This window comes from Pseudomonas sp. H2_A10, from assembly GCF_054680085.1.
Genome location: NZ_CP162821.1, coordinates 4,450,570 through 4,471,379, shown reverse-complemented (window position 1 = coordinate 4,471,379; position 20,810 = coordinate 4,450,570). Strand labels below are relative to the sequence as shown.

The 20,810-nt window shown below is 61.5% G+C and carries 23 protein-coding genes and 1 pseudogene; 15 read left to right on the top strand and 9 right to left on the bottom strand.

What is annotated here, in order from left to right; genetic code table 11:
* Nucleotides 1-227: 227 nt before the first annotated feature.
* Together AB4O23_RS20780 and AB4O23_RS20775 are read left to right on the top strand one after the other, a co-directional pair.
* Nucleotides 228-1,778, top strand: coding sequence for a DUF726 domain-containing protein (locus AB4O23_RS20780; RefSeq protein WP_068933689.1), 1,551 nt, complete (start codon nt 228-230; stop codon nt 1,776-1,778).
* A gap of 41 nt (nt 1,779-1,819) precedes the next feature.
* Nucleotides 1,820-3,139, top strand: coding sequence for an Nramp family divalent metal transporter (locus AB4O23_RS20775; RefSeq protein ID WP_017530259.1), 1,320 nt, complete (start codon nt 1,820-1,822; stop codon nt 3,137-3,139).
* A 115-nt stretch (nt 3,140-3,254) separates the two neighbouring features.
* Here AB4O23_RS20775 and AB4O23_RS20770 read toward each other — a convergent pair whose 3' ends face one another.
* Entirely contained in the window at nt 3,255-4,187 is a 933-nt protein-coding gene (locus tag AB4O23_RS20770; RefSeq protein ID WP_017530260.1) for a LysR family transcriptional regulator, read from the bottom strand.
* Nucleotides 4,188-4,305: 118 nt separating this feature from the next.
* Between AB4O23_RS20770 and AB4O23_RS20765 the strand changes: the two genes are divergently transcribed.
* From AB4O23_RS20765 to AB4O23_RS20755, 3 genes are all read left to right on the top strand, one after another.
* Nucleotides 4,306-4,794, top strand: coding sequence for a DMT family transporter (locus AB4O23_RS20765; RefSeq protein WP_116079726.1), 489 nt, complete (start codon nt 4,306-4,308; stop codon nt 4,792-4,794).
* Between the two features lie 4 nt (nt 4,795-4,798).
* Nucleotides 4,799-5,251, top strand: a complete 453-nt coding sequence (locus AB4O23_RS20760) for a DMT family transporter (protein ID WP_017530262.1) — start codon at nt 4,799-4,801, stop codon at nt 5,249-5,251.
* 89 nt (nt 5,252-5,340) lie between these two features.
* The gene (locus AB4O23_RS20755) at nt 5,341-5,511 is read left to right on the top strand and encodes a metallothionein (protein ID WP_017530263.1); all 171 of its coding nucleotides are present in this window, start codon (nt 5,341-5,343) and stop codon (nt 5,509-5,511) included.
* Nucleotides 5,512-5,563: 52 nt separating this feature from the next.
* On the opposite strand, the gene AB4O23_RS20750 is transcribed toward AB4O23_RS20755, so the two are convergent.
* Entirely contained in the window at nt 5,564-5,836 is a 273-nt protein-coding gene (locus tag AB4O23_RS20750; RefSeq protein ID WP_017530264.1) for a hypothetical protein, read from the bottom strand.
* A gap of 16 nt (nt 5,837-5,852) precedes the next feature.
* A complete protein-coding gene (locus AB4O23_RS20745; protein WP_017530265.1) occupies nt 5,853-6,095 on the bottom strand; it encodes a DUF6555 family protein in 243 nt (80 codons plus the stop codon).
* A 116-nt stretch (nt 6,096-6,211) separates the two neighbouring features.
* Here AB4O23_RS20745 and AB4O23_RS20740 point away from each other — a divergent pair, with 116 nt between their 5' ends.
* The 3 genes from AB4O23_RS20740 (at nt 6,212) to AB4O23_RS20730 (ending at nt 8,226) form a co-directional block, all read left to right on the top strand.
* On the top strand, nt 6,212-6,976 hold the full coding sequence (locus AB4O23_RS20740) for an AraC family transcriptional regulator (protein ID WP_026067451.1): 765 nt from the start codon (nt 6,212-6,214) through the stop codon (nt 6,974-6,976).
* A gap of 88 nt (nt 6,977-7,064) precedes the next feature.
* Complete coding sequence (locus tag AB4O23_RS20735) at nt 7,065-7,238, top strand: DUF1427 family protein (RefSeq protein ID WP_017530267.1); 174 nt, start codon at nt 7,065-7,067, stop codon at nt 7,236-7,238.
* A gap of 28 nt (nt 7,239-7,266) precedes the next feature.
* Nucleotides 7,267-8,226 (top strand): quinone oxidoreductase family protein, encoded by a 960-nt coding sequence (locus tag AB4O23_RS20730; protein ID WP_017530268.1) that lies wholly within the window; start codon nt 7,267-7,269, stop codon nt 8,224-8,226.
* Nucleotides 8,227-8,277: 51 nt separating this feature from the next.
* Here AB4O23_RS20730 and AB4O23_RS20725 read toward each other — a convergent pair whose 3' ends face one another.
* From AB4O23_RS20725 to AB4O23_RS20715, 3 genes are all read right to left on the bottom strand, one after another.
* Nucleotides 8,278-9,303 carry a purine-nucleoside phosphorylase gene (locus AB4O23_RS20725; RefSeq protein WP_065877925.1) on the bottom strand — a complete coding sequence of 342 codons (1,026 nt, stop codon included), beginning with the start codon at nt 9,301-9,303 and terminating at the stop codon, nt 8,278-8,280.
* Between the two features lie 14 nt (nt 9,304-9,317).
* Complete coding sequence (locus tag AB4O23_RS20720; protein ID WP_017530270.1) at nt 9,318-10,265, bottom strand: nucleoside-specific channel-forming protein Tsx; 948 nt, start codon at nt 10,263-10,265, stop codon at nt 9,318-9,320.
* A gap of 155 nt (nt 10,266-10,420) precedes the next feature.
* Nucleotides 10,421-11,359 (bottom strand): AraC family transcriptional regulator, encoded by a 939-nt coding sequence (locus tag AB4O23_RS20715; protein ID WP_116079730.1) that lies wholly within the window; start codon nt 11,357-11,359, stop codon nt 10,421-10,423.
* Nucleotides 11,360-11,567: 208 nt separating this feature from the next.
* Here AB4O23_RS20715 and AB4O23_RS20710 point away from each other — a divergent pair, with 208 nt between their 5' ends.
* Nucleotides 11,568-12,893, top strand: a complete 1,326-nt coding sequence (locus AB4O23_RS20710; RefSeq protein WP_065877929.1) for an ABC transporter substrate-binding protein — start codon at nt 11,568-11,570, stop codon at nt 12,891-12,893.
* A gap of 18 nt (nt 12,894-12,911) precedes the next feature.
* Nucleotides 12,912-13,685 carry an L-iditol 2-dehydrogenase gene (locus AB4O23_RS20705; RefSeq protein WP_065877931.1) on the top strand — a complete coding sequence of 258 codons (774 nt, stop codon included), beginning with the start codon at nt 12,912-12,914 and terminating at the stop codon, nt 13,683-13,685.
* Between the two features lie 32 nt (nt 13,686-13,717).
* On the opposite strand, the gene AB4O23_RS20700 is transcribed toward AB4O23_RS20705, so the two are convergent.
* Complete coding sequence (locus AB4O23_RS20700) at nt 13,718-14,410, bottom strand: NUDIX hydrolase (RefSeq protein ID WP_017530274.1); 693 nt, start codon at nt 14,408-14,410, stop codon at nt 13,718-13,720.
* A 146-nt stretch (nt 14,411-14,556) separates the two neighbouring features.
* Between AB4O23_RS20700 and AB4O23_RS20695 the strand changes: the two genes are divergently transcribed.
* The 5 genes from AB4O23_RS20695 to AB4O23_RS20675 all read left to right on the top strand — a co-directional run bounded on the left by AB4O23_RS20695 (nt 14,557) and on the right by AB4O23_RS20675 (nt 20,003).
* Complete coding sequence (locus tag AB4O23_RS20695) at nt 14,557-15,204, top strand: nicotinamidase (protein ID WP_116079732.1); 648 nt, start codon at nt 14,557-14,559, stop codon at nt 15,202-15,204.
* 11 nt (nt 15,205-15,215) lie between these two features.
* Complete coding sequence (pncB, locus tag AB4O23_RS20690) at nt 15,216-16,433, top strand: nicotinate phosphoribosyltransferase (RefSeq protein ID WP_017530276.1); 1,218 nt, start codon at nt 15,216-15,218, stop codon at nt 16,431-16,433.
* A gap of 1 nt (nt 16,434) precedes the next feature.
* A complete protein-coding gene (gene nadE, locus AB4O23_RS20685; protein ID WP_017530277.1) occupies nt 16,435-17,241 on the top strand; it encodes an ammonia-dependent NAD(+) synthetase in 807 nt (268 codons plus the stop codon).
* Between the two features lie 193 nt (nt 17,242-17,434).
* On the top strand, nt 17,435-18,790 hold the full coding sequence (locus AB4O23_RS20680; protein WP_065877943.1) for an MATE family efflux transporter: 1,356 nt from the start codon (nt 17,435-17,437) through the stop codon (nt 18,788-18,790).
* Nucleotides 18,791-18,830: 40 nt separating this feature from the next.
* Nucleotides 18,831-20,003: an MFS transporter gene (locus tag AB4O23_RS20675; protein WP_065877933.1), complete on the top strand. Its 1,173-nt coding sequence runs from the start codon at nt 18,831-18,833 to the stop codon at nt 20,001-20,003.
* Here the strand turns inward: AB4O23_RS20675 and AB4O23_RS20670 are convergent.
* Nucleotides 20,004-20,368: pseudogene (locus tag AB4O23_RS20670) on the bottom strand (type II toxin-antitoxin system HicB family antitoxin).
* Nucleotides 20,365-20,616 (bottom strand): type II toxin-antitoxin system HicA family toxin, encoded by a 252-nt coding sequence (locus AB4O23_RS20665; protein WP_065877936.1) that lies wholly within the window; start codon nt 20,614-20,616, stop codon nt 20,365-20,367. Before AB4O23_RS20665 ends, AB4O23_RS20670 begins: the two are co-directional and overlap by 4 nt.
* Nucleotides 20,617-20,810 lie beyond the last annotated feature (194 nt).

Below are 20,810 nucleotides of genomic sequence, written 5' to 3'. Positions count from 1 at the left end.
CGAACTCCAGGATCTTTAAAGCCAATCAACAGGTGCGTATTAGAGCGCTTTTTACATTTCGAAAATTGTGTTTTTGCGGCATGTCGGGGGATGCCTCGCCATTTCTATGGGCTGATGGCGCTTATTGAGCCTCTTCAGGCGCCAGGACCCGCGCCGGTCAGGATTCACCGTCCTGTCGCTCACCCTTTGTTACTATCGCTGCCCCCGTCACCAGGAGTCACCGCCCCATGCAACGCCAGTGGGATGAAATGCACCGCACCCGCAAACCCACGTTCGTACTGTGTGGCGAGCCCCGGGGCGATGTGCTCAATCTCTATGTCCATGGTTATTCGGCGTTCTTCAATCGCCAGCAACTGGGCAATTTCAAGGCGCAACTGGCGAGTATCGAAGGCTCCACCAACCTGATGCTGTTCTGGCCGGCGGGGCACTTTCTGGAAAACCTGTTTGCGCCCTTCAAGGAGGTGATCGCCGCGATGCTCGGCGGCGGAGTGGGGGCAGCCACCGTGGGGGTGGGCAAGGCGATCGCGTATTTTCTTGATCACTACAAAAGTGTCGAGGCTCGGGTGGACGAGGTGGCCGGCAGCTTACTGCCGGAACTGGCCGCCTACCTGCACGGTGAGTCGCTGCAGGTGCGGCGCATCAACCTGATCGGCCATTCCCTGGGCGCGCGGATTCTGGTCAAGAGCCTGCTGGCCAGCCCCGAAACCGCACGGGAGCTGCCGTTGGACAACCTGCTGCTGATGGGCGGGGCGATTTGTACGTCGAGCCCTTGGGATGAAGTGGCGGCACCGCTCAAGGGGCGGGTGATCAACTGCCATTCCAGCAAGGATTGGGCCCTGGCCCTGAAACCCGATACCGAGCGCTGTATAGGCCGTTATGCCATCCCGCTGACGCCGGCGCTGAAGACCAAGGTCAGCAATGTGCATTTGGCCAGCTTCGACCACGCCGCCTACTGGCCGCAGTTGCAAACGGTGGTGCAGTACACCGACCTGTTGCAGGAGCGGCGCGGCCTGATCCGCTCCGACCAGCGCAGCGCCGAGGTGCGTTTTGCCGAGGAGGACGCAGACTTGTTCCCGGCCCTGGTGCGGGCGCGGCCGGAGGAACTGAAGTTCCTGGCCGAGTTGATGGCGCAAAAACGCAGCGCGTCGATTGATGCCGGCGTGCGCGAGCCGCTCAAGTTGGCCATCGAGTTACAGCGCATGGGCGGTGACAGCTTTATGAACCTGGCCCGTGGCCATGGCGTGGGTTATCGCCAGATCGCCGAAGCCGTGGCGCGACGCCTGGGCATCAGGTTTGAGCAGCCGCTTGACAGTGTGGTGCTGGCAGACATTGAAGCTCAGGTGGCCGAAACACTCATCGAGCAGTACAAGGACAAGCTCAGCAACGCCGATCGGCAGGTATTCGACGCCGAGCTCCGGGCCGCCGCGCAAAAAGAGCAGGGCGTGTTCCATCGCATCGACGTGAGCCGTACGGCCACTACCGCGTTGAGCGGTACGGCATTGGCCGGGTTGACCGGGTTTATCCTGCGCCGGGGCGCGGCCACGGCTATTCCAGTGGTGGGCCAGGCGTTGGCGGCGGCCATGCTGTTGGTGAGCGGTGTACGGGCGTTTTCCGGCCCGGCCTATTCGATCACTACCCTGGCGGTGCTGGTGATCGGGGTGATTCGCCAGCGCATGGAGCGTGAAGCGCTGAACCAGGAGATGGACTTGGTGGTGCAGGTGGTGGAGGCGTTTGACTTGCCCCGTGACACGGTGATGCGCACGGTTGCATCCGACTGATAAGCTGCGCGCCTGTTTAGTGTGTTTGCCTGGGATACCGCGTGAAATTCAGCCTGCCGAAAATCGCTACCGCCCCGTTCTGCCCGCCGGAAGTGGCCGGTTCTGTCGCCGTCGACCCCAAGGCTTCGTTCTTCAAGCGCATCCTCATGTTTGCGGGCCCCGGCCTGCTGGTGTCCATCGGCTATATGGACCCCGGCAACTGGGCCACCGCTATCGAAGCCGGCTCGCGCTACGGCTACAGCCTGTTGTTTGTGGTACTGCTCGCCAGCTTGGCGGGGATGGCGGTGCAGTGCCTGTGCTCGCGGCTGGGCATCGCCACCGGCAAGGACTTGGCGCAACTGTGCCGCGAGCGCTACAGCAAGCGCTCGGCCCGCACCCAATGGGCGCTGGCGGAGATCTCCATCATTGCCACCGACCTGGCCGAAGTGCTCGGTTGCGCCCTGGCGTTTCACCTGCTGCTGGGGGTTTCGCTGACCACCGGCATTGTGATCACGGCGTTCGATACGTTGTTGGTGCTGGCCCTGCAAAACCGCGGTTTTCGTCGCCTGGAAGCGATCATGCTGGCGTTGGTGGCAACCATCGGCGTGTGTTTTTTTATTGAACTGGCGTTGATCAAACCTTACTGGCCCGACGTGTTCAGCGGCTTCGCGCCGTCGTTGTCAGCCATCAGCGATGCCGCACCGCTGTACCTGGCCATCGGTATCCTGGGCGCCACGGTGATGCCCCATAACCTCTATTTGCACAGCTCGGTGGTGCAGACCCGCCTGATCGGCAAAGACCTGGCCAGCAAACAGGACGCGGTCAAACTGGCGCGTATCGACACCATCGGCTCCCTGGCCCTGGCCTTGTTGGTCAACGCCGCGATCCTGGTACTGGCCGCCGCTGCTTTCCACAAGACCGGGCATACCGACGTGGTGGAAATCCAGGACGCCTACCACCTGCTCGACCCCTTGGTAGGAGGGGCATTTGCCAGCATCCTGTTCGGTATCGCCTTGCTGGCGTCCGGGCAAAGCTCGACGTTTACCGGCACCATCGCCGGGCAAGTGATCATGGAAGGCTACCTGAACCTGCGCATTCCCTGCTGGCAACGCCGCCTGATCACCCGTGGGCTGGCGCTGATCCCGGCATTTCTGGGCGTGTGGCTGATGGGCGATGACGCGATCGGCAAGTTGCTGATCCTGAGCCAGGTGGTGCTCAGCCTGCAGTTGCCGTTTGCCCTGTACCCGCTGATCCGCATGACCGGCGACAAACAGCTGATGGGCGCGTTCGTCAATCGGCTTCCTACCAAGGCGTTGGTGTGGTTGCTGTTTGCGGTGATCAGTGGGGCGAATGGGTGGTTGATAGGGCAGTGGCTGTTCTGATCGAACAGTGGGGACTCACGGATTTGGTAGTTTGACCGAGTGTTTTTGCTTCACCCCAGGGCACGGTCATCAGGTGGCTTGCGCCCTGTTTTGGCCAGGCGACGATGAGATTCGCTTACCGATCCCAATACGGGACCGTCCCAAAACACGCCACAAAGTAGTCAATCACGGTCCTGACCTTCAGCGACAAGCGCCGGCTCCCCGGCCACAACGCCGCGATCTGCTGCGGCTCCAGCGTGGTTGCCACCTGATAGTCGGTCAGTACCGCTTGCAAGGTGCCGGCACGCAGGCTGTCACCGATCAGCCAGGATGGAAACACCACCAGGCCCAGACCCTGTTCGGCGGCGTGGGTGAGGGTGTCGGCATGGTTACCGGTGATCGGGCCTGTGACGCTGTAAGGCGTCCAGTTGCCCTGGTCGCGGCGCAAGAACCAGCGCTCCTGGCCGTTGACGCCTTTGTAGGCCAGGCATTGATGGTTGGCCAGTTCGTCTGGGTGCGTGGGCGTGCCATGTTTTGCCAGGTAGGCGGGGCTGGCGGCGATGCGGAAACGCTGGGGCGCAAAAATACGCGCCTGCATGCTGGAATCATTGAGCACGCCGATGCGAAATAGCAGGTCGGTGCCGTCTTGCAACGGGTCGACGAAGGTGTCGGTTTGCTGGATATCCAGTTGCAGCTTCGGGTAGCGCCGACACAACTCGCCCAGCCAGGGCGAAAGATGGCGCTGGCCGAACACCATCGGCGCGTTGATGCGCACCAGCCCACTGGGTTCGCTGTCCTGTTCCTGCAACGCCTGGCTGGCGGCTTCCAGCTGTTCGAGCATCAAGCGTGCATGCCGCCCCAGTAAGCGCCCGGCTTCGGTGGGGCTGACGGCGCGGGTATGGCGATAGAGCAATTGCTGGCCGACGGCGTGTTCCATGAGTTGGATTTGCCGCGAAATCGAGGAGGGCGCCAGGCCCTCGCGGCGCGCCACTTCGGAAAAACTGCCGTGGTCCAACACCGCGACGAATAGGCGCAGCGCCTTGAAACTCAATTCATTCAAACCCTGCATCGTGGCTCCAGGCTGTGCGTTTTACGCAAAGGTGTTGTCGGCATGCTCCCATTTATCGCACAGGACCACCACCGGATAATGCGCGCCATCCAATTCTTTGTTGAAGCGCAGGTGATGTATGCGAGCCAGTTCTGTCGAGGGTGTGGCGCAAGCCGCGCCAAAAAATAACCTTCTGCGGTTGTTGTTACTGCCGCTGGTGATCCTGGCGGGCATGGGCTTGTCGGTCGAGGCCGGTTTGCTCGGGCCGCTGGGGGAGCAAGTGGGGCATTTGTGGGCAACCTTGAGCATCTTTGGCGTGGGCTCGGCGATTCTGGTCTTGCTGCTGCTGTTCAGCGGCCCGCAAAAAGGCCCGGCGCTCACTGAGCTGCCACGCTGGCAACTGATCGGCGGCTTGCTGGGGCCGATTTACGTGGTGGTGCTGACCCTGGCTACGCCGCACATCGGTATCGCCATGACCATGATCGCGATTCTGTCGGGGCAGGTGGGCAAGAGTGTGTTGATCGACCACTTCGGCTGGTTCGGCGCGGCGCGCAAGCGCGTCAACGGCGAGCGGTGGATTGCGCTGGCGTTGATTGTGGCGGCACTGGTTTTGATTGCACGAGGGTAAGCGGATGAATCTGATGATGTTATTGGTCGTGGTGGTGGCCGCCGGCGCGGTATTGAGCGTGCAAGCGGCCATCAACGGTCGCTTGGGCCAGACGGTCGGCGTGCTGCGCAGCAGCCTGGTGACCTTTGCGGTCGGCGCGCTGGTCACGGCGCTGTTGATTTTCTTCTTTGAACCGGCACAGGCAGTGAGTTTGCTCGACGTACCGAAATGGCAGCTGACGGGCGCGCTGTTTGGCGTGGTGTACATGATGGTGATGGTCGGTGCGGTGCCGGTGGTCGGTGCGGCGGTGGCGACCGTGGCAGTGATCACGGGGCAGTTGGCCATGGGCATGTTGATCGATAACTTCGGCTGGCTGGGCAATCCTGCCATCGAACTGTCCGGCAGCCGGCTGTTGGCGATGGCGTGCCTGGCGCTGGCGCTGGTGTTCATGTACCGCAGCAACACGCGCACCGACTGATGGTTTGAACGATCGGCATGAGCCCGCAGTCATTGCTTAAGGTGCCGGCGCTCGCCGCACCGGGACGACCATGAAAGAGGAGTCTGAACATGCCAGATCAAACCTGTGCCTGCCCACACTGCAAATGCGTGCTGGGCGCCGACGCGGTCATGAAAGACGGTAAGGGTTATTGCTGCCAGGGCTGTGCGCAACACCATGCCCATGGCGAGCCTTGTGCTTCGGCCACGGGCTGCGAGTGCGCCAAGTCGGCTCATGGCTGAAAGCCAAAACCGTGTGGGGGCGTATGTGCTCCCACACGTTAGTGTGCCGCGGCTATTGGGTTTCCAGCTCAAGCCTCAGGCTGTGGTCCGACAGGCGTTGACGATCCTTGACGACCCCGCTGGTGCGACGGCCTTCGAGCGCAAACACCACGGTCTGCGCATCGTGCAAGTCTTCCGGCAACGGCTGGAACACCTTGACCACCAGCCAGCCGGGTCGTCGTTGCACGCTCACCTGGCATTCGACGTGCTTGGCCAATGGCCCAAACAGCGTGTCCTGGGTGTAGTCAATGCGCGCCTTGCCATTGAACAGTGCGGGTAAATTCATGCTGTTTTCTCCTTGATCACGCCTGGGCGCGCGCGTCCGAGCGGCGCCATTGCACGTTGGTGATGCCGAACTTTTCGGCCTGCTCCCGGCTGGTCTTCTTGACCTGCTCGCGAGCGAAGCGGCCGATACGCCCCACGCCGGCGTCGCAGCTCGCCCAATGCCAGGCTTCCAAGGCATCGAGCTTTTCCAGCCGGATAATGAATGACTTGGCTTCGCCATGAAGGGTGTAGTCGATTACAAACAGTTTTGCGTTATTCATTGGTCCATCAATCCTGTGGTGTAAACAAGTGATCCCCGGGGCCTGTAAAAATTCACTCGGATTGTCGAGCGGTCATCATTACCATGGTGGCCTGTCCCTCCAATGATGTGCGCCCTATGGCCCTGGCTGCGCCCCCCGATTTGAGTGATCACGCCGTCCCCGTGCAACCTTTGGCGCGAACCTATCCGCGTGGTTTGTATGTGGAGCGCCACAGCCACGACTGGGGCCAATTGCTGTATGCCATGAGCGGGGTGATGTGGGTCGAGACACCTCGCGAAGCCCTGGTGGTGCCACCCCAGCGCGCGGTATGGCTGCCGCCGGGGGTGGAGCATGGGATTCGCGTGGTCTCGGACCTGCAGATGCGCAATATCTACCTGCGCCCGGCCCTGGCGACGACGCTGGACAGCCAGGTGCAAGTGATCGAGGTGGGTGGGTTGCTGCGCGAGCTGATCGTCACGCTGGTGGAGGAGGGGGACGGCGACGATGCGACGTACTACGACGCGGTGGTCGGCCTGGCCCTGTTGGCGTTGCAACGGGCGCGGCGTTCACAGATCCGCATCGCCATGCCGCCGGACACCGACCGTCGTCTGGTCAGTGCATGCCAGGCGGTCATGGCCGCGCCGTCCCTGGATATCCCGTTCGAACAGCACGCCGAAACGGCCGGTGCCAGCGTGCGCACCTTGGCGCGGCTGTTTCAGAGCCACCTGGGCATGGGGTTCGCCGAATGGCGCCGCCAGGTGCAACTGGCCACGGCGGCGGCCGAGTTGATCCAGGGTCGGCCGGTCAACGGTATTGCCCGCTCCCTGGGCTATTCACCGAGCAGTTTCAGCGACATGTTCCGCCGTGAACTGGGTGTTGCGCCTTCGCAGTACACCGGCTGAGGTTTGGCCGAAAGGCTGAAGCAGTTGGCCGATGGCGATACGCGGGGCTGCTTAGACTAAGCCCATCCACCCACACGGCGTTGCCCCCATGAATTACCTGATTTCCCTCGCCATCGGCCTGTTGGTCGGCGTGATCTACGGTGCCCTGGATTTCCGCTCACCCGCACCGCCCGCCATCGCCCTGGTGGGCCTGACGGGCATGCTGCTAGGCGAAAAACTGTGGCCCATGGGGCGGCAGCTGGTCAGCGGTTGGTTGTCTTGACTCCTTTTTCCTGCGATGGATGTTGCCCATGAAAGCCCTGCAATTTTCTGCCACCGGCGACCTCGCCGCGCTGAGCCTTGTTGACGTTGAAACCCCGGTGCCGGCTGCCGGCGAGGTGCTGGTCCGGATCAAGGCGGCGGGCCTGAACCCCAGTGATGTCAAGAACGTGCTCGGTCGCTTCCCCTACACCACGCTGCCACGTATTCCCGGCCGGGATTTCGCCGGTGTGGTTGTTGAAGGCCCGCAGGCGCTGCTGGGTCGGGACGTTTGGGGTACCGGCCGCGATCTGGGTTTTTTCGCCGACGGCTCCCACGCCCAATACCTCAGGGTGTCGGCCAAGGGGGTGGCGCATAAGCCCACGCATCTGAGCTTTGCCCAGGCCGCCAGCCTCGGCGTGCCGTACACCACCGCGTGGGACGCGCTGGAGCGCAGCGGTGTGGGCAAGGGCACGCGGTTGCTGGTGATCGGCGCGAACGGTGCCGTGGGCAGTGCGGCGCTGGCCTTGGCGAAGATCCGCGGTGCCCAGGTGCTGGCGGCGGTGCGCAAAGCCGATCAGGCCGAGGCATTGCAGGCGCAAGGTATGCAGGCGATTGTGCTGGGCGAGCCGCAAGGTTTGGGCGCGCAGGTCAATGCCGTATACCAGGGCGGCGCCGACGTGATCTTCGACACCACGGGTTTCTGGCTGCCCGCCGCCGTCGCAGGCCTGGCACCGTTCGGTCGCATCGCGATCATCGCGGCCCCGGTGGACGGCCACGTGCAGTTGCCGGCCCTGGCGCTGTACCGCAAGGGCGGGTCGGTGGTGGGCATCAATTCATTGCTTTATAACTGCGAGCAATGCGCAGTGATGCTGGAGCAGTTCGGGCGCTTTTTCGATGAAGGTTCGCTGCCGTTGCCGACGGGATTGCGTGAAGTGGCGCTGGTGGACGGCGTGCGCAGTTACCAGGAAGTCAACGGCGGCAGTGTGGATAAGATCATCTTCCTGCCGTGATACGAGCCAAGTGTGGGAGGGGCAAAACCCCCTTCCACAGCTTGATTTTGACTAGGCGTCGGGCACGCCTTTTTCCCAGGCCGACCAGTTCTTGAGGATCGCCTGTACCAGTGGGTTACCCGTGCGGTAGAGGTTTTCCAGCGCCGGTACAAACCCGCCCTGGTCCGCGTACTTCAACAGGTTATCCACTTCGCTGTAGCCTGGGTAAGGACGGTCGAAATCGGAACCCGCGCGCACCACGGCCAGGCGCTGGATATCCACCAAGCCTTCACGGCTGGCGCGCAGCAGCGCCTCGTAGGTGGAGTTGTCTTCCTGCTGGGTGGTGCAGTATTCGCCTTTGTTGTCCGTGAGTAATCGGGTCCAGACTTCGGCGCGTTCGCTCAGGCGCGTGCCGGAGAACCAGGTATTGCCCGCCAGCGTGTCGCAGCGGGTGACCTGCGGCGGTTGGTTGGCGGGGGCGGCGGGGTAGTGTTTGCGCCAGGCGGTCGATTCCTTGCTCTCTGTGAGTTCAACCTTGTGCGACAGGGCAAAGGCCTTGGCCTGCAGTTTGGGGTTGAGTTCGAACACTTCGGTCTTGTAGTCCAGCGGCGGCTTTTCGTTGGGGCCTTTGGTGTTGATGCCGATGTAACCGGTCGGCCATTCCTTGGGCGCATCGCGCGAGTCCAGCTCCCACTGAGTGCCGAACTCCACCAGGTAGTGCGCCCAGGCGGCGGTGCCGATCGTGCCGTGCTTGGGGTTGATGCCGGCGATTCCGGCGACCAGAAAGTAGCTCTGGCGCAGGTCGAAACTGGGCGACAAGGCCAGCGCCAGGGTAGATGCGGCGGCGTTGGTCTGGCCCATGCCGGTCACCAGCAGGCACACCTCTTGGGTGTTACAGCGGATCACCGGGTATTCGGCGGACAGGCCCGGCACGCGCACTTCCTGTTTGAGTTCCAGGCGATCGATCCAGGTTTGCGCCTCGGGGGCGAACATGGTGATCAGCATCACCTTGGGTTTGATCGGCGCGTTTTGGGCGAGCGCCACATGGGGTAGCAGGGCAAGGCCTGCGGCTATCGAGAGGTGGGTAAAGGTATTCATCTAAAGCTCCTTGATCAGAATTGATAGCCCACGCCGGCGTAATAACCCCAGCCGTCTGAGCGCGCGCGGAAGTTGCCTTCGCCGAAATTCAACTCGCTGCCATCCTCCCAATTGCCGCCGTTGTGGAAGTAACGGCCGACCAGCGTGAAGCGCAGGTGGGTGAAGGAATACAGCAGCACGTTGGTCGCCACGGTGGAGTTGGCGGTGCGTGCCGGGTTGTCCTTGTGCAGGTTTGAGCCGAAATCGTGGTTGGTGAAGCCGATGTACGTCAACGAGGCGCCGTTGTCGAACGAGGCGATGGGCACGATGTACTTCATCTGCGCGCGGTAGCCGTCCCAGGAATATTCGTTGCTGGCGCCGTAGTTCTCCCACTGGTAACGCCCGTAGAAGTTGGCCGACAAGTTGACCCGCGAGTGGGTGTCGATATCGGTACCCAGGCCGCTGTACAGGGTGTTGGCGCGGTTTTGCTTATTGCTGCCGTGGTCGTAGATCCAGTCGAATGCCACGTACCATTCTTTGAACGGGCCGATGGCCAGGCTGCGACCGGCCAGGTAATCGATGGAAATACGCGGTTCATGCTCCATGAACACCGGCGAGCCATGGTCCCATGCACCTTTGTCATTGCTGTTACCGATGCCGAGGATCTTAGGCACGTCAATGTAGCCGTACAGCTCGAAGGGGCCCTTGCGGCCGAAGTACTCGTATTCCAGGTAGACATCGTCCTGCGGCTTGGGGCCGAAGCTGATGTCTTTGCTGCCGATCAGCGTCAGGTCCTGGTTGAACCACTCCGACAGATAGACGTTTTTTTTCGCCGGGGTGGCTTCAGGGGCCAGGGTTTCGCCCTGTGCTGAGTCATTGGAGGGGGATTCCTGCGCCAAAATGGGTGCGCTGAGTACTCCCGTAACGGCGGCCAGTAGCAAGGAAACACCAAAGCAAGCACGAGGCCTTGAGGTGAAGTGCATTGAAAATCCCTATTCGTACGCGATGTGAACCCGCTTCTGCGAGTGGTGGCGAACTTGGCGAGCAAGCTCTTATCGCAAACGTTTGCACACGCTGTACCAACTTTACTCAACAGCTTGAATGAGCTGACAAAAAGCCGGATTAGTCGACCTTTCGATCAGAAATGACTGGGTGTCATTTGTTCGCTGCGATTGAACAGGTGCATGGCGGTTTCACGGCGATATTCGCTCGGTGTCTGGTTCATCTCGATACGAAAGTGCCGGTTGAAGTTGGACAGGTTCGCGTAGCCCACTTCAAAACAGATATCGGCCACTGACATATCGCTTTGCAGCAACAGCCGGCAGGCGCGCTGCACGCGGAATTTGCGCATCAGGTCAATAAAGCCGTGGCCGGTATTGCGCTTGAAAAACCGCGAGAAGCCTGGTTCGCTCATCTGCAGTTGCTGGGCGATCACCGACAGGCGCAGGTCGCCGGTGAGTTCGCGCATGAGGTAGTCGAAGGCCTTGTTGATGCGTTCGGCGCTGCGTGCGTCGAGCGTGGGCGCATAGCAGGGGCTGGCCAGGGGCTTGGTGTGTGCAGGGGGCGCGTTTTTCAGTGTGTCGAGCAGTTGCAGGAACAGGATCAGCCGCTGCAGGCCATGGGCGCGGCCGATGTCTTCCATCAAGCGGGCGGCTTCTAGCGCGGTGGCGCCGCTGAACTCCAGGCCGCGCCGCGCCTGCTCGAACAGCGCTTGCAGATCGCCCAGTTCCGGCAGGGTCTTGCGCAGGGCGAGGAGGGCGGCGCCGTCGAACTGCAGCACCACATCGCGTCCGCTCAGATGTTCGCCGGGCGCCAGTTCGCCGATCCAATCGTGTGGCAGGTCCGGGCCGATCAACGCGACATGGCCGGCACCGAACGCGCCGATATAGTCGCCCGCCACCAACTTGCCGCTGCCCTGGCGGATCAGGTGGATCTCAAATTCGGGGTGGTGGTTCCAGCGCGCCAGGTCGTAGGGGTAATCATGCTCGAACCAGCGGAAGCAGTGATCCGGCTCCGGCAGGATCACTTCGAGTTCGGCGGGGCGGTGTTCAAACAGTTGGGCGCGGCTAACGGGCATGGTGCTGTCGGTTTTTTATTGGATTACCCTAAAAATACGCGCCCCAGGCCTTCAGGCGCTACCCTCGATGTTGTCCGGCACTGGTACTTTTTTGATCCTGGGGGCGTGGTTAAAAAAGTATCACCTGGGCATCCGCCATTCGTTTGTGAGGGGTTGGCCAAGCTGCTGTAATCGGCGCTCACAACAAAAACAACAGGTGGAAACCGCCATGCTCCCGAAGTGTAAAGCCACGTTCCCCACAGCACTGTGCCTGCTCTGCGGCCTGGCCTTGGCCCTGCCCAGTCATGCCGCCGAGACCGTGACCATCGCCACGGTCAACAACAGCGACATGATCCGCATGCAGCGCCTGTCCAAGGTGTTCGAGCAGCAGCACCCGCAGATCAAGCTCAACTGGGTGGTGCTCGAAGAAAACGTGCTGCGCCAACGCCTGACCACCGACATTGCCACCCAGGGCGGCCAATTCGACGTGCTGACCATCGGCACTTACGAAACCCCGCTGTGGGGTACCAAGCAATGGCTGGAACCGCTGAGCCAGCTGCCGGCCGATTACGACGTCGAGGATATTTTCCCCTCGGTACGCCAGGGGCTGTCGGTCAATAACACGCTCTACGCCCTGCCGTTCTACGGTGAAAGCACCGTCACCTATTACCGCACCGATCTGTTCAAAAATGCCGGCCTGAGCATGCCCGCGCACCCCACCTGGACCCAACTCGGCGAGTTCGCCGCCCAGCTCACGGCTAAGGATAAGGGCGAATACGGCATGTGCCTGCGCGGCAAGGCCGGCTGGGGCGAAAACATCGCGCTGTTGAGCACCATGGCCAACGCCTTTGGTGCGCGTTGGTTCGATGAACAGTGGAAGCCCGAGCTGACCAGCCCCGAGTGGACCGCCGCCGCCAACTTCTACGTCAATACCCTCAAGCAATATGGCCCGCCGGGCGTGTCCAGCAATGGTTTCAATGAGACCCTGGCACTGTTCAACAGCGGCAAATGCGCCATTTGGGTGGATGCCAGCGTCGCCGGCTCCTTTACCACGGATGCCAGCCAGAGCAAGGTGGCCGACCGTGTCGGTTTCGCCGCCGCGCCCACAGAAGTTACGGACAAAGGGTCCTCCTGGCTCTACGCGTGGTCCCTGGCGATCCCGGCCACCTCCAAGCACAAGGACGCCGCCAAGGCCTTTATCACCTGGGCCACGTCCAAGGCCTACATTCAACTGGTCGCCGACACAGACGGCCTCACTAACGTACCGCCCGGCACGCGCCAGTCCACTTACAGCGACGCCTACTTGAACGCCGCGCCGTTCGCCCAGGTGACCCTGCAAATGATGAAGCACGCCGACCCCGCGCACCCGTCGGTCAAGCCGGTACCGTACGTGGGCATCCAGTACGTGACCATCCCCGAGTTCCAGGCCATCGGCACCTCGGTCGGCAAGTTGTTCTCGGCGGCGCTGACCGGTGGCATGACGGTTGATCAGGCGTTGATGCAGGCGCAATCGACCACAGAGCGCGAAATGAAACGCGCCGGATACCCGAAGTGATTGTTACAGGACATCCTCATGAAACGACTTGAAGGTAAAAGTGCGCTGATCACCGGATCGGCGCGCGGGATCGGCCGCGCGTTTGCCCAGGCATATATCGCCGAAGGCGCCACCGTCGCCATCGCCGATATCAACCTGCAACGCGCCCGGCAAACGGCTGCCGAACTGGGGCCACAGGCCTACGCGGTGGAGATGGACGTCACCGACCAACTCTCCATCGATGCCGCGATGAGTGCCGTGGTGGCCCATGCCGGCAAGCTGGATATCCTGGTCAACAACGCGGCGCTGTTCGACCTGGCGCCCATCGTCGACATCACCCGCGACAGCTTCGAGCGGCTGTTCTCGATCAACGTCGCCGGCACATTGTTCACATTGCAGGCTGCGGCCCGGCAGATGCTCCACCAGGGCCACGGCGGCAAGATCATCAACATGGCCAGCCAGGCCGGGCGGCGTGGCGAGTCGTTGGTGGCGGTGTATTGCGCAACCAAGGCGGCGGTGATCAGCCTGACGCAATCGGCGGGGTTGAACCTGATCAAGCACGGGATCAACGTCAACGCCATCGCTCCCGGCGTGGTTGACGGTGAACATTGGGATGGGGTGGATGCGTTGTTCGCCCGGCATGAAGGGCTGGCGCCGGGGGAGAAGAAGAAACGGGTAGGCGCTGAGGTGCCGTTTGGGCGGATGGGGACGGCTGAAGACCTCACCGGCATGGCGATCTTCCTTGCTTCGAAAGAGGCTGATTATGTAGTGGCCCAGACGTACAACGTCGATGGCGGCAATTGGATGAACTAGCCCCCTCCCACAGCTGATCTGCATGAGCCTGACTATTCAGCAAAGCTGCGATCGAAGAAATAGACCTCACCGGGCTTCAGGCTTTCCAGCGTCGCCTGGGGCCTGCCGCCTTCACCCGGCTTTTTGCGCCCCGTCTCACGCAAATACCCCGCCTCGGTCAGCTTCAGCAACCGCTGGCGAATACTGGTCTTCAACACGGGCCGTGTAAGCACCAGGGAAAAAATCGCAGTCGCTTGCGGCGCACTGAATTCCTTGCCCAGAAACATCAGCGGCAAGCTGCTGTACAGCGACTTGGACAGCAGGCGTTCCTGCACGGCCGCCACGATCTGGTTGTGATCGAACGGCAGCTTGATACTGCCGTCCGCCACCGCATTCAGCGAAAACCAGGCCTGATGTTCAGCCAGGGTTACCTCATCCGCCACAATCGCCAGGTAATAAGTGGACGACGACCAGCATCGCGGGTCGCGAAACGCGTCGCCTACCGTGCCAACCTGCTCGCTCCAGGCCAGCTCCAGGCCGACTTTGTCACTGGCGCGCAACCGTTCCACGGCATCCTTGAGGCTCAGATCTTGCACGCCGCCATTGACCACCACACCCGGCAGCGCCCAATGCCCGGCGAAGGGCTCGGCGTCGCGTTTGTTCAGCAGCAGTTTGAGTTCGCCCGAGGTGCGGCAGTAAAACAGTACGCACAGGTCGACGGTGTGGAGATAGGCGCTAAGTGGCATGTGAAGTCCTTCCGAACGGCGGTGGGGCACAGTCTAGCGGATCGAACAGCGATGTCATGTACTTGCTCCAGCACAGGTAAATAAATGTTTCTTGCAATGAAAGTACATGACGTGTACTTTTGTTTCCAGGCCATAGGAGAATCATCATGACCCTTGCGAAAACCGCCCTTGCTTCATTCGATGTTGATGCCCAAAAGAGCTTCACGCCGCTGTGCCCCAACGAGTTGCCTGTGGCCGGTGGCGACCAGATCGGCGCTGAACTCAATTACATGGCCAGCCTCGCCGGGCATCGCGTTGGTAGCAAAGACGCGCACACCCCGTATGCGCCCTGGGTGGTCACCCACCCGAGCGAGATGATGAAACCCACCGGCCTTGTGCATGCCGACCTCACCTGGGTCAGCCACTGCGTACCGGGTACCGACGGCTTTACCCTGCTCGATGAACTGCCCACGCCGTATGACTACGATTACTTCATCTGGAAAGGCGTCGAACCCGACCTTCACCCGTACGGCGCGTGCTACCACGACCTGCACGACAAACTGTCCACCGGCGTGATCGAGTACCTCAAGGCCCAAGGCGTGGTCCGCGTGCTTGTCGGTGGCCTGGCCCTGGACTATTGCGTCAAGACCACCGCCTTGCAGTTGCTCAAGGCCGGCCTGGAGGTCGTCCTGCACCTGCCGGCCTGCCGAGGTATCAGCGAGGAGGGCGGCGTACAGGCTGTCAATGAGTTGCTCAAGGCCGGTGCTGTGATCAGCAGCACCCGCGAAGAACTGGCCGCGATGGCCACGCGTTAAGGAGAACCACCATGGAAAGTGCCTACGACTACGAAACCCCGGTGATCCAGGGCTTGCTCGACACCGATTACTACACCTTCACCATGATGCAGGCCGTGCTGCACCAGCACCCCAATGTGGATGTGGAATACAACTTCATCGTGCGCTCCAAGGAAAACCTCGGTCACTTGATCCCGCCGTTACGCGACGAGCTGGAAAAGCTCGCCGGCCTGCAGATGCGTGAAGGCGAGCTGCGCTTTTTGTTCAACCCGCGCTTTCGCGAATACCTCACCCCGGACTACGAGCGCTTCCTTGGCCTGTTCCGCTTCAATCTGCGCTACATCCACGTCAGCGAGGTCGACGGCCAACTGAACATCCGTGTCATCGGGCCGATGCTGCACTGCATCATGTTCGAGCAGCCGGTGCTGGCACTGGTGAGCGAATTGCGCAACCGTGATAAATACCCCGACGTGACCCTGGAAGCTGTCACCCGCAAGCTCTATCAGAAATTCGACTGGCTGGAAAAAAACCTCAGTCGCGAGGAACTCGCCGACCTGCGTGTCTCGGACTTCTCCACGCGCCGTCGCCTGTCGTTCAAGGCTCAGCGCGAGGTCGTGGACATCATGCGTCGCGACTTCCCCGGCCAGTTCGTCGGTACCAGCAACGCGCACCTGGCTTACGCGTTCGACTTGCCGCTGATCGGCACCATGGCGCACCAGTGGATGATGGTGCACCAGCAATTGGGCCGCCTGCGCGAAAGCCAGAACGCCGGCCTGGAAAACTGGGTGCGTGAATACCGTGGCCGCCTGGGCGTTGCGTTGACCGACACCATCAGCACCGATTTTTTCCTCAAGGACTTCGACCTGTACTTCGCCAAGCTCTATGACGGCCTGCGCCAGGACTCCGGCGACCCCATCGCCTGGGCCGACAAGGTGTTGGCCAAATACAAGGAACTCGGTATCGACCCCATGACCAAAGACCTTATGTTCTCCGATGGCCTGAACTTCGAAAAATGCCTGCCGATCCTGCGCCATGTGCGTGGCAAGGCCAAATTCGGCTTCGGCATGGGCACCAGCCTTGCCTGCGATGTGGAGGGTGTGGAACCCCTGAGCATCGTGATGAAGCTGGTGCGGGTCCACGGCGAACCGGTGGTGAAATTCTCGGATGACCCGATCAAGAACGTCTGCGAAGACGCCTCGTTTTTGCAGTATGCAGCCAAGGTATTCAATGTCGGCAACGTGGAGGTGTGACATGCAAGACCGTATCGCGCGGGAACTGAAGATCGACCGCACCCTGGTGAAGGGCGGTGAAGCCAAGGAAATCCAACGGCGTATCGACTTCATCAAGACCACGTTGCGTGAGTCGGGCTGCAAGGCCTTGGTACTTGGCATCAGCGGCGGGGTGGACTCGCTCACCGCCGGGCGCTTGTGCCAATTGGCGGTGGAGCAACTGCGCGACGAAGGCTACACCGCACGCTTTATCGCCATGCGCCTGCCCTACAAAACCCAGGCCGATGAAAGTGACGCCCAGGCCTCCCTCGATTACATCGTCCCGGACCATATCGACACCCTCAACATAGCCGCCGGCGTCGACGGCCTCATGGCCAGCCTGTCTGCTGGCGATGCCAACGCTGCCCAGCTCGACTTCATCAAGGGTAACGTCAAGGCGCGCACCCGCATGATCGCGCAGTACGCGGTGGCCAACCTGCATAACGGGCTGGTGGTCGGCACCGACCATGGCGCCGAGGCGCTGATGGGCTTTTTCACCAAATTCGGCGACGGCGCCTGCGACCTGGCCCCTTTGTCCGGCCTGACCAAAACCCAGGTGCGCCTGCTGGCCAGCGCCCTCGACGCCCCGGCGAACCTGGTGCACAAACACCCCACCGCCGACCTCGAAGAACTGGCTCCGGGTAAGTTGGATGAAGCCGCATACGGCTGCTCGTACGCCGAGATTGATGCGTACTTGATGGGCGAGCCGGTGAGCGAGCAGGTGCGAGCGATTGTCGAGGGAGCGTACCGCAAGACCGCGCACAAGCGGGCGCTGCCTGTCGCACCCTAGCATTTGATGGTTGCGCGAATTCCAGCCGAACCGATTGGCCCTGGTTCCCACGCCTTCAGATCGCGGCCAGGGCCAATGCGGGGGCCGCTGTGCGGGCTCGGCGCCAATACGCTCGGCTGTCAAAGCACAAGAACATTGGATCCACTTACGGTATAACCCTCGGACGCTTTTGTTCTTCGAGGCCCCGTTTTTCATGCAAAGCCCTTTGCAACGCCCGCTGTGGCAGGTCTACCTGCTCTTTCTGGCACCGATGGTGCTGTCCAACTTCCTGCAGAGCTTTTCCGGCACCCTCAACGGTATCTATGTGGGGCAAATGCTGGGTACCCAGGCGTTGGCGGCGGTTTCGGGGATGTTTCCCATCGTATTTTTCTTTATCGCCCTGGTGATCGGCCTGGGGGCGGGCGCTTCGGTGCTGATCGGCCAAGCGTGGGGCGCCCAGCAAACGGCGATGGTCAAGTCGATTACCGGCGCCACGCTGGCCCTGGGCGCCCTGGTGGGGTTGATCGCGGCGGTGTTGGGCAGCCTGTTTGCGCGGCCGGCGTTGCAGGCATTGGGCACACCGATTGATGTGCTTGACGACGCGGTGGGTTACGCCCAGATGATGATGCTGATCATGCCGCTGCTGCTGGTCTTTATCCTTTATACCCAGTTGCTGCGCGGCGTGAGCGACACCGTTTCACCCTTGCTGGCGTTGATGGTCTCAACGCTGGCAGGCCTGTTGCTGACGCCTGCGCTGATTCGCGGCTGGATCGGCCTGCCGCCCATGGGGATCCAGAGCGCGGTGTATGCCGGGCTGGTGGGTAACGCCTTGGCGATGCTGTTTTTGGTGTTGCGCCTGCGCCATAAGCGCCATGTGATGGCGCCGGATCGCGAACTGCTTGCGGCCTTGCGCCTGGACCGCGCGATCCTCGGCAAAGTCCTGCGTATCGGCCTGCCCACCGGCTTGCAGATGGTGGTGTTGTCGTTGTCCGAGCTGGTCATCCTGGCGCTGGTCAATGGCCACGGTTCCCAGGCCACGGCGGCTTACGGCGCCGTGACGCAGATCGTCAACTACGTGCAGTTCCCGGCGCTGTCGATTGCCATCACCGCCTCGATCCTGGGCGCCCAGGCGATTGGTGCCGGGCGCCTGGAGCGCATCGGGCCGATCCTGTGCACTGGGTTGTTGATCAACACCTGTCTCACCGGTGGCCTGATTGTGCTGGGGTATGGGCTGTCTCATTGGTTGCTGGGGCTGTTCATCACCGACGACGCGGCGCGAGTCAATGCCGAACACCTGTTGCACATCATGCTGTGGAGCATCCTGGTGTTCGGCTTTCAGGCGGTCATCGGCGGGATCATGCGCGCCAGCGGCGTGGTGTTGATGCCGGTGGCCATCTCGATATTCTGCGTGCTGTGCGTGGAATTGCCGGTGGCGTATCTGTTCAATGCGCACTTTGGCCTTGAAGGGGTTTGGATGGCATTTCCGGTGACTTACCTGGCGATGCTGGCCTTGCAGGTCGCGTACTACCGGTTGGTGTGGCGACATAAGCAGATCAAGCGGCTGGTGTGATAACAGGCTGCGCAATTTAAGGACAGAAGGCTTCTAAATCATGGCAAACCCCTACGCCGAGTTGTTCCAGGTGCCTGGCGCCCGGGCTTTCGTATTGGCCGGCATGCTGGCGCGCATGCCGGTGTCGATGACCGGTATCGGCCTGATTACCATGCTCTCTCAGGTGCATGGCGGCTATGGCCTGGCGGGCTCGGTGGCCGCCGTGTTTGCCTTGGCCACGGCGTTTTGCGCGCCGCAGGTATCACGGTGGGTGGACCGTTACAGCCAGGGGCGGGTGCTGCCGGTTGCCGCGTTGATCGGCGGCGGGGCGTTGTTGATGCTGTTGCTGTGCACCCGTTTGCAGGCGCCGAACTGGACGTTGTTCCTGTTTGCCGCCCTGGCCGGTTGTATGCCGAATATGTCGGCCATGGTGCGCGCGCGCTGGACCGAGTTGTACCGGGGGCAGCCGCAACTGCAAACCGCGTTTGCCCTGGAGTCCGTGCTCGACGAGGTGTGCTTTATCATCGGCCCGCCGATTTCGGTGGGCCTCAGTGTGGTGCTGTTTCCCGAAGCCGGGCCGCTGGTGGCCGCGCTGTTGCTGGCGGCAGGAGTGACCACGTTCGTGTTGCAACGGGCCACTGAACCCCCCGTGCATGAACACCAGGCGCACCACGCGGGCTGGCTGATCGCTTCGCCTTCGGTACTGATTTTGATGATCCTGCTGCTGGCCATGGGCGTCATCGTCGGCGTGGTGGATGTGGTCAGCGTTGCGTTTGCCCAACATCAGGGCCAGCCGGCGGCGGCCAGTATCGTGCTGTCGGTGTACGCCATCGGTTCGTGCCTGGCGGGGCTGGCGTTTGGCACGCTCAAGCTCAAGGCGCCGTTGCCCCGGCAGTTCCTGTTCTGTGGGGTGGCCACGGCGTTGACCACGTTGCCGTTGTTGCTGGTAACCAACATTCCGGGCCTGGCGGTGGCGATCTTCGTTTCCGGGCTGTTCTTCGCGCCCACTCTGATCGTGTCCATGGCCTTGGTGCAGCAGGTGGTTCCAGCCAGTCGCCTGACCGAAGGCATGACCTGGTTGATCACCGGCCTGAGCATCGGCGTGGCCATCGGTGCCGCCGGCTCCGGCTGGATGATCGACCATTTCGGCGCCACCAGCGGCTTCTGGGTGGCGTTGGCGGCAGGGGCGGTGGTATCGGGCTCGGCAGTGTTGGGTTATCGGCGCTTGGGCTGATCAGCCAAGCGCCGGGCCTGCATCCGCGCTGTGATGGTGCAGGAATTCGTTCAGCGCCTGACGGGTCAGGTCGTTGAGCGTGACTTTTTTCGTGCCGCGGCCAGGGCCGCAGCCAGATGCAGTTCATGGCCGACGCGCACGTTGAACGAGCCTTTGCAAGGTTTCTCAGGGGTTTGCCCCAGCGACTGGCACGTCGCGAGGTAGTCATCCACCGCCTCGTGAAACGCCGCGTCCAGTTCGGCGACGGTTTTGCCTTCATAGCTGACCAAAGCCTTGATGAACAGAATCTTGCCGAACAGGCAGTTGTCTTCGAGGCTGGTTTCGATGGAGCCTATGTAGCCTTTGTATTTGAGTTGGTTGTTCACGGAATCAGTTCTCCTGATCGCAAGTGTTCGATGATCTGGCGCCGAATGTAGTGTTTCAGTTCGTTGCCGGGGTGAGGCCTGTGCAAGGTGATCATTGCACTGGGGTTGCCGATGTCGAACTTGACGCGGCTTCCAGCCCCTTCAATCTGTGTGTAGCCCAGCCGTCGCAATAGCGTGACCCATTCGGGCCAGGTAAATAACGTTTGTTCATTGAGCAATTTGGCGAGCAGCTTTTCATTTTTGGACACGGCGTTCCCTGCGTGTAACTAAATGTAGTTGCAAAAAGTGATGGGCGTCAATGCTAGCTCCGGTCTGCGTGGCTTTCCTGAAATTGATGTAACCCTTGATGACGCCTCCTTCCCAGCCTTCCAGCCGCCGCTAATTTTTCCCTTTGCGATTCGTTTTATAGGGACGACGTGCCTTTGTGCTTCCTGCCTATTGC